The organism is Tsukamurella sp. 1534 (genome assembly GCF_000312385.1).
In the GTDB taxonomy this organism is placed as follows: domain Bacteria; phylum Actinomycetota; class Actinomycetes; order Mycobacteriales; family Mycobacteriaceae; genus Tsukamurella.
The window spans coordinates 20,138-27,966 of sequence record NZ_HE997628.1; the positions used below are offsets into that span (position 1 = coordinate 20,138).

The 7,829-nt window shown below is 70.7% G+C and carries 7 protein-coding genes; 4 read left to right on the top strand and 3 right to left on the bottom strand.

The genetic code is table 11. The features are described from left to right. Window positions 1-83 precede the first annotated feature (83 nt). Window positions 84-2,087: a DUF222 domain-containing protein gene (locus BN39_RS18180; protein ID WP_081586191.1), complete on the top strand. Its 2,004-nt coding sequence runs from the start codon at window positions 84-86 to the stop codon at window positions 2,085-2,087. Here BN39_RS18180 and BN39_RS18185 read toward each other — a convergent pair whose 3' ends face one another. Genes BN39_RS18185 through BN39_RS18195 form a run of 3 tightly spaced genes read right to left on the bottom strand, consistent with a single transcriptional unit; the run spans window position 2,088 to window position 4,776 of the window. Beyond that, window positions 2,088-2,876, bottom strand: coding sequence for an ABC transporter ATP-binding protein (locus BN39_RS18185; protein WP_019203875.1), 789 nt, complete (start codon window positions 2,874-2,876; stop codon window positions 2,088-2,090). Beyond that, complete coding sequence (locus tag BN39_RS18190; protein ID WP_019203876.1) at window positions 2,852-3,742, bottom strand: ABC transporter permease; 891 nt, start codon at window positions 3,740-3,742, stop codon at window positions 2,852-2,854. The genes BN39_RS18185 and BN39_RS18190 overlap by 25 nt, the downstream gene beginning before the upstream one ends. A 23-nt stretch (window positions 3,743-3,765) precedes the next feature. Next, window positions 3,766-4,776, bottom strand: a complete 1,011-nt coding sequence (locus BN39_RS18195) for an ABC transporter substrate-binding protein (RefSeq protein ID WP_148281529.1) — start codon at window positions 4,774-4,776, stop codon at window positions 3,766-3,768. A gap of 88 nt (window positions 4,777-4,864) precedes the next feature. On the opposite strand from BN39_RS18195, the gene BN39_RS18200 reads away from it, so the two are divergent. From BN39_RS18200 to BN39_RS18210, 3 genes are all read left to right on the top strand, one after another. Further along, window positions 4,865-5,704, top strand: coding sequence for a rhodanese-related sulfurtransferase (locus BN39_RS18200; protein WP_019203878.1), 840 nt, complete (start codon window positions 4,865-4,867; stop codon window positions 5,702-5,704). Further along, window positions 5,701-6,789 (top strand): GTP-binding protein, encoded by a 1,089-nt coding sequence (locus BN39_RS18205; RefSeq protein ID WP_040768830.1) that lies wholly within the window; start codon window positions 5,701-5,703, stop codon window positions 6,787-6,789. Before BN39_RS18200 ends, BN39_RS18205 begins: the two co-directional genes overlap by 4 nt. Window positions 6,790-6,948: 159 nt before the next feature. Next, a partial coding sequence (locus BN39_RS18210; RefSeq protein WP_019203880.1) for an N-acetylmuramoyl-L-alanine amidase occupies window positions 6,949-7,829 on the top strand: 881 nt, incomplete at its 3' end.

The following is a 7,829-nucleotide window of genomic DNA, read 5'->3' on the forward strand; positions in this document are numbered from 1 at the left end:
ATGCGGGCGGCCGCGCCGCGACGTGCGAAAACTCCGCTCATGTTGTGCAGCTTTGTTCGGGAGAGGCACGTATCATCGAATGTATGAGCACTGCAGACGATGCATTCGGACACGGGAGGGCGGTCCGTCGACCGCTGCCTCCCGAGTTCGAGGATGTCGCCGGGCTGGACGCGGGCGCGTTGTTGGCCGATCTGCGCTCGGTGCTCGTGGAGGCGAACAGGTTGGAGGCGCGGAAGAACGCGGTGCTCTCCCAACTGTTCGCGGTCCGGGACGATGCCCGACGGTGCCGGGCCGAGTCCGATCGCCGGTTCGTCGGGGACTGGGACGAACTCGTCGCCGAGGCGGGTGCAGTGCTGCAGGTCGGGCGGGGCGGCGCCTCCGCGGCCGTGCACCGCGGCCTCGACCTCCGCGAACGCCTCCCCCACGTCTTCGCGGTCTGCGCCACCGGCGTAGTGACGAACCAACAGCTCTACGCCGTCCTGCGCTATGCGTCGGCGATCATCGACGATCGCGTGCTCCATGAGTTCGACGTCCGCATGGCCGCCTGGCTTACCGGGATGCTCACCGACCCCGACTCCGCCGTCACCGCGGCGGCGGTGGAGGAGGCCGCGAAGCAGATCCTGGTGCGGATCGACATCGACGCCGTCCCGCAGGTTCCGGAGAAGAAGCCCCGGTTCGGCATCGACATGCACGGACGCGCCGACGGGACCGTCGATGTCGAAGCGATCATCCCAAAGGCGGACGGGATCCGGTTCGCCGCCCTGCTCGCGGACATGCTCAAGACCACGTGCCGGAAGGATCCGCGCACGCTGGGTGAGCGGCAGGTCGCCGCGCATGCGGCGTTGATCGAGGGTTACGAGACCCTCGGCTGCCAGTGTTCCGACGATGCCTGCCGGTTCAAGGAACGCCGACCCCGCGTGGCGGCGATCGCCCCCGAAATGAAGGCGCTGGCGTTGATCGTCCTCAACGAATCCGACCTCCGCCCACCGGGTGCCGCCGCAGCCGAACCCCAGCCCGCCGCCACTGCTGCGGTCGATGACACGATCACCCTGTTCGACGAACCACCCGCCACCGAAGGCACCGCGGATGAGGCAGACGACGCGGACGACACAGACGGCACCGACGTCACGAACGACGCCGACGGTGCGGACCTGGCGCTCGGGGCCGGTGTCGGCAGCACCACCGTGTCGGACGACGTATCCGAAACGACCGGGGACATCATGCCCGGCGATTCGGGTGCACAGCCTGGGTCGTCTCCGCCGAATTCGCCGGCGGTGCACGAATCTCGCGAATCGACCGGCTCCGGACTATCGCCTGAATCGGCATCCGCCCCGACTTGGTCGGGTGGGGCGTATGTGGTGTGCGACGAACTCGGGATCTCCGGGCCGCTCACGGCGGAGCAGGCGAACGATCTGATCGCGGAGTGCGACACCACCATCCGGGCTCTCGGCAAACGGGACCCCGCGACCGGCGGCATCCACCTCACCGGCGCCTCCGGGTACACCCCCACCCAATACCAACTGCTGATCATGCGGCTCACCTACCCGACGTGCGTGTTCCCCGGCTGCAGCGTGCCGTCCACCCGCTGCCAGGCCGACCACGTCGCCGAATACGACCACCGCAACCCCGCACGCGGCGGCAAAACAACAGTCGCCGGGAAGGACGGCCCCGGGAACCTGGTACCACTCTGCGGATTCCACCACCGCATCAAAACCGAAACCGGATGGCTGTCCGACATCCTCGACGACGGCACCGTCGAATGGCACCACCCCGCCGGCGGCATCTGGCTCACCCCACCCGGCGCCGCCCACGACATCCTCCCCGGCCTCGGGAAACTCATCTGGGACACCCCTGCCCGCACCCTGAACGAGGAACCCGAACAGCCGCAGACCTTCGACACCCACGCCGAACACCGCGCCCAACAACGCCGCGACGAACGCACCAAGAATCGCCGCATCCGCCTCGAGAAAGCCACAAAGCGCGCCGAAGAACGACTCCGCAAAGAACTCGAACGGCAACGTGAGCAGGCCGAGGAGCAGGGCGTCGAATTCGTGCCGAACACCGAACCCGAGCTCCCACCCTTCTGATCACGCGGACGTCGGGGCCTGCGGGGCCGGCTCCTGTTCCACCCCCAGGGCGTCCAGGAGGCGGCCGCGGAGTTCCGCGAACCCGGGCTCACCGGGGCCCCGGCCGGTGTCGGCGCCCACGTGTTCGTCCACCGCGAGGATGCCGTGGTCCAGCACCAGGATCCGATCGGCGAGGGCGATGGCCTCGTCCACGTCGTGGGTGATCAGGAGGACGCCGGGCAGGTGCTTGGCCACCAGGTTCCGCAGCAGGCCGTGCATCTTCAGCTTGGTGAGAGCGTCGAGGGCGCCGAAGGGTTCGTCGGCGAGCAGGACGGCGGGTTCGCGGACCAGGCTGCGCGCCAGGGCGACCCGCTGCTGCTGGCCTCCGGACAGCTCGCGCGGCCAGGCCTTCTCCCTGCCGTCGAGCCCCACCTCGCGCAACAGGGCTCGGCCCACGTCCCCGGCGTCCGAGCCCTCCAGGCCCAGGATCACGTTGTCCAGCACCCGTGCCCACGGCAGCAGGCGGGAATCCTGGAAGACGACGGCGTGCCGCGGATCCACCTCCAGTACGCCGGACCCCGGAACCCCGTCGTCGAGGCCCGCGATCGCGCGCAGCAGCGTCGACTTGCCCGAGCCGGACCGGCCGAGCAGCGCCACGAACTCGCCGCGCCGGATGGTCAGGTCCACTCCACGGAGCACGGCCCGTCCGTCGAAGCCGCGCACCAGGTTCCGGGCGACGATCACCCGCTCGGTGCCGGCGGCCTCCGCATCGGTGCGCGAGTCGGTCAGTGTGCCAGCGTGCTCTGCCATGACAGTGCCTTTCGGGAGAGGGTGCGGACCAGCACATCGGTGCCGAATCCGAGGAGGGCGTACACCGCGAGACCGACGACGATGACGTCCGTCAGGCCGTACAGGCGGGCCTTGTACATGAGGTAACCGATGCCGTCGGAGGCGCCGACCTGCTCGACCACCACCAGCGCGAGCCACGCCACCGTGGCGCCGAGGCGCAGGCCCGTGAAGAACCCGGGCAGTGCGCCGGGGACGGCGATGTGGCGCACGAACTTCGCCCGCGAGAGCCCCACGGTCTCGGCCAGTTCGACGTACTTGCGGTCGATCCCGCGCAGCCCGGCGTGCGTGTTGAGGTAGACCGGCGTCGCCACCGCGAGCGTGATGAGGATGACCTTCATCTCCTCGCCGATGCCGAACCACACGATGAACAGCGGCAGCAGCGCCAGCGCGGGGATCGCGCGGTACACGGTCACCGTGCCGTCGATGAGTGCCTCGCCCGTCCGGGTCAGCCCCGAGAACAGCGCGAGGACCACGGCGAGCGCCACGCCCAGCACCCCGCCGACGATCGCGCGCTGCGCCGACGCCCAGATGTTGGACCACAGCGAACCGTCGAGCGCGAGATTCCAGGCGGTCCTCACGACGGTCCACGGGGCCGACAGCACGGTGTCCGGGATGAACCCGGTCGCGGAGCCGAGCGCCCACAGCGCGACGACCAGGGCGGGCCCCGCCAGGATCCATGTTCCGATCGGACGGGTGTCGATGAGCGCCCGGCGCGACGTCGGCCGCGCACGCAGCTCGAGATCGGGGTCGACGGGGCCCGGCCGCTGCTCCGGCGGCGCGTCGTGGGCGAGGCCGCTGCCGAGGCGGCCGAGCGGGGGACTGGACATGACGGGCTCCTCGAGGGTCGGGGTCAGGGGGTTGTCGCGTACCGGAAGTCGACGGAGCCGTCGGCGGAGATGCGCCCGCCGGGGATCTCGTCGAAGGCCGCGAGGGTGTCGATGGTGTCCTGCTGGCGCTTCACCAGTGCCGCGTCGAGCGGGATCGGGTGCCAGCTGCCCTGCCCCTCGTACGCGACGCGGCCGACGGCGGCGGGGATCTTCAGGGCGCCCACGTAGTACGTCTGGATCCACCGCTGCTTATCGGCGTCCACCCATTGCCGCGCGCGCTCGACCGCGCCGTTGAGGTCGCGCAGTGCGGCGGCGGTCGCGGGGTTCGTCAGCGCCGACTGCGGCGCGTACAGGAACATCAGCCCGGACTGCGCGCCCTGCGCGATCGGATCGGGCAACGCCTGCGCTGTCGGGTGCGCGACGCGGTACTTGGTGTTGATGGGCTCCATCAGGGGCGCCACGTCGATCTGCTCCGCGCCGAGCGCCTCGCCCACCTCGGTCAGTTGCAGCGGCACCAGCTGCACGTCGTGCTTGCCGAGCCCCGCCGAGCGCAGTAGCCGCAGCACCATCGCCTGGTGCGCGGTGCCCTCCGCGTAACCGATCTTCTTCCCGCGCAGATCCGCGGGGGTGCGCAGCGCGACGCCGGGCCGGGCGACCATGCCCACGCCGGGCTTGGTGAGCTGCCAGGCCTTGATGATCGGGCTGGGGAAGCGGGCGATCTGCGCGTGGATGGGCGGGACGTCCGCGACGATCGCCACCTGCGCGGCGCCCGCGCGGAAGGACTCCAGGATCGACGGTCCGCCGGCGAAGTCCGCGAACTTCACCGTGAACGGCAGCCGGTCCAGTTCGCCGGACGCGGTGAGCATCGTCTTGAGGATCGACTGCTGGTCGGCGACGGTGACGGTGGTCCCGGGCGCGACCTGCGCGGGGATCGGCGCCGACGGGTCGTACGCCGGCCCGGAGGGCTGTCCGCACGCGGCGATCGCGAGCACGGCGGCGAGGGCGGCAGTGCGGCGGGGAAGGCGAAAACGCATGCGGGCCATTGAAGGCGAGCGGGAGGCCGGCCGGAACCCTTGTGCGCAGGCTGAGTGCAAGGGACGCACGGCTAGAATCGATGCCGTCATGGGCAAGATCGTGCTGTTCTACGTGTTCGCCCCGCTGGCCGATCCCGAGGCGATCAGGCTGTGGCAGCGGGCGCTGTGTGAGGCGAACGACCTCCGCGGCCGGATCCTGGTGTCGCGGCACGGGATCAACGTGACCGTGGGCGGTGAGATCCGTGCGGTGAAGCGGTACCTGCGCGCCACCAAGGAGTACCCGGCGTTCGCCGGCGCGGACGTCAAGTGGTCCGACGGTTCGGCCGACGACTTCCCGAAACTGTCGGTGCGGGCCCGCGACGAGATCGTCACGTTCGGCGTTCCCGACGAGATCGAGGTGGACGACGGCGGGGTCCGCGGCGGCGGCACGCACCTGAGCCCCGAGGAGGTGAACGCCCTCGTCGAGCGGCGCCCCGACGCCGTGTTCTTCGACGGCCGCAACGCGATAGAGGCCGAGATCGGCCGGTTCGCCGGGGCCGTGGTCACGCCCGCCCGCACCACCCGGGACTTCGTGGAACTGCTGGACTCGGGGGAGTACGACCACCTCAAGGGGCGGCCGGTGATCACCTACTGCACCGGCGGCGTGCGCTGCGAGGTGCTCAGCGCTCTGATGCGCAACCGCGGGTTCGGCGAGGTCTACCAGCTGGACGGCGGCATCGCCCGGTACGGCGAGCGATACGGCGACAGCGGCCTGTGGGAGGGCGCGATGTACGTCTTCGATCGCCGCATGCGCATCGACTTCTCCGATGCGGCCAAGCGCATCGGGCGGTGCACCACGTGCGGAACCCCCACGTCGAACGTCGCGAACCTGGCACCACCCCGGGACCGTGATCTCGCGGTGCTGTGCGAAGGGTGCGCGGCGCCGTGAGCAGGAGGGCGCCGGTCCCCGTGGTCGTGGTGGCGGGCTACCTCGGGGCGGGCAAGTCGACGCTGCTCAACCACCTGTTGGCGGGCGCCGACGGTGCGCGGATCGGCGTCGTGGTCAACGACTTCGGTGCGGTGAACATCGACGCCCTCCTGGTGGCGGGCGCCGGTGGGCCGGGCCCGGTGCAGACCGTCTCGCTGAGCAACGGATGCGTGTGCTGCACCGTCGACGACGACGAACTGGAGGACGTTCTCGGCGCCCTGGCCGCCCGCGACCTCGACGTGATCGTGGTGGAGGCGTCCGGCCTCGCCGAGCCGGCCGCGATGGTGCGTCGCGTGGTGCTCGCCGCCGACCCGCGGATCGACTACGGCGGTCTGGTGTACGTGGCGGATGCGGCGCACCTCGCCGACACCGTGGAACGGCATCCCTCTCTCCGGCACCACCTCGCGCTCGCCGACCTGATCGTGCTCAACAAGATCGACGTCGCCGGTGACCCGGACGCGGCGCAAGCATTGGTGCGCGAGCACGCCCCGTCGGCGCCCGTGATCGGCACCGTGAACGCCGCGCTGCCCCCGGAGCTGCTGGTGGATGCGGAGGTTCTGGCGGAGCGCGCCGCGGCGCGGGAGGGCACGGCGCGGCAGCTCACGCTCGACGAGGCGCTCCGGGAGCACGACCACGACCACACGGCTCACGGTCACACGGATCACGATCACCGCCACCTGCACGACGGCTACACAGCGGTCGACGTGGCCACGGGGCCGCTCGACGCACGCCGCGCCGAGCGGCTGCTCACCGACCCGCCGCGCGGGGTGTTCCGCGTCAAGGGATTCGTGACCTGTGCCGACGGCACCCGGCTCGAGGTGCACACCGTCGGCCGGCACGTGCGCACGACCGTCGAGCGCGGGCGCCGGACGGGGGAGCCGACGGTGCTGGTCTTCCTCGGCGCCGGGGTCGACGAGGCCGAGATCCGGAGGCGGGTCGAGGGGTGTGTCGCGGCCCCGGACGAACCCGCGGACGCCCAGGCGGCCTTGTCTCTGTTGCGCTTCTCCGCTGCCGCACAAGAGGATTCGGCGATCGCCGAATCGTGAGTCGGCGACCGAAGAAGATCACGGATCGGTAACGATCGGAGTCGGGGTTTCCCTAAAGTCTCAATCAATGGTTCACTGTTTCTTGTGTGACTGATGTGACGAAAGTTGCGCATGAGACTTGGAAGGAGAGCGGTACCACTTCCCCGGTACCCAGCTGCCATGATGAAGACCCGTGTTTTCGCAGGTTCGTTGGCCGCCGCGGCCGTTGCTGTTTTCGCAGCGCCCGGCCTGGCCTCCGCAGACCCCGCCCCCGCCGCCCCGAAGCCCCTCGACGGTAAGACGGTGTTCCTCGACGCCGGATCCTCCATCGGATCGGCGATCGACCAGGCCAAGAAAGTGACCGACGGTCGCGGCGGCAAGGTGCCGTGCGTCAACCCCGTCGCGGTCGCCTCCAACGGAACCCCCGACCACAAGGTCAACTACGCCGTCGCCAAGATGGTGGAGTCCGCGCTGAAGACCCAGGGCGCGAAGGTCGTCATGTCGCGTGCCGACGACGCCGGCTTCGGCGGCTGCATCGACGATCGTGCCAAGGCCGCCAACGCCTCCGGCGCCGATCTGGCACTGAGCATCAACAGCGCCGTCCAGGACGCCGCGCAGCGCGGGTTCCTCCTCGAGACCCCCGCCCCCGGCGCGAAGGACCAGAAGGTCACCGCGCAGAACGCCGTGAGCAACCCCGCCGCTACCGTTCTCCGCGACGCCGGCCGCGCCGGTGGGTTCGTGCCCGCCCAGTACCTGGGTGGCAAGGACGGCATCGCCGAGACCACGAACGCCCTCACCTCGCTGGTGAACATCCCGATGGTCTACGCCAACCTGGGCAACCTCGCGAACGCCGACGACGCCGCGCTGCTCACCTCGCGGGACGGCCAGACGCAGTACGCGGCCGCCCTCACCAACGGCGTCATCCAGCAGCTGACCGGGAAGCCCGTCCCCGGCGGCGCCGTCGCCGAGCCCGTGCAGCAGCCCGTCGCCGCGGACCCCGCCGTCCCGCAGCCGGTCGCGCCGGCCGCCCCGGCGGCGCAGGCTCCGGCGGCGACCGCACC

Bases quoted from the DNA above. Each gene is read 5' to 3' on its own strand.
- BN39_RS18180 (WP_081586191.1), top strand. From the start codon at position 84: ATGAGCACTGCAGACGATGCATTCGGACACGGGAGGGCGGTCCGTCGA.
- BN39_RS18185 (WP_019203875.1), bottom strand. From the start codon at position 2,876: ATGGCAGAGCACGCTGGCACACTGACCGACTCGCGCACCGATGCGGAG.
- BN39_RS18190 (WP_019203876.1), bottom strand. From the start codon at position 3,742: ATGTCCAGTCCCCCGCTCGGCCGCCTCGGCAGCGGCCTCGCCCACGAC.
- BN39_RS18195 (WP_148281529.1), bottom strand. From the start codon at position 4,776: ATGCGTTTTCGCCTTCCCCGCCGCACTGCCGCCCTCGCCGCCGTGCTC.
- BN39_RS18200 (WP_019203878.1), top strand. From the start codon at position 4,865: ATGGGCAAGATCGTGCTGTTCTACGTGTTCGCCCCGCTGGCCGATCCC.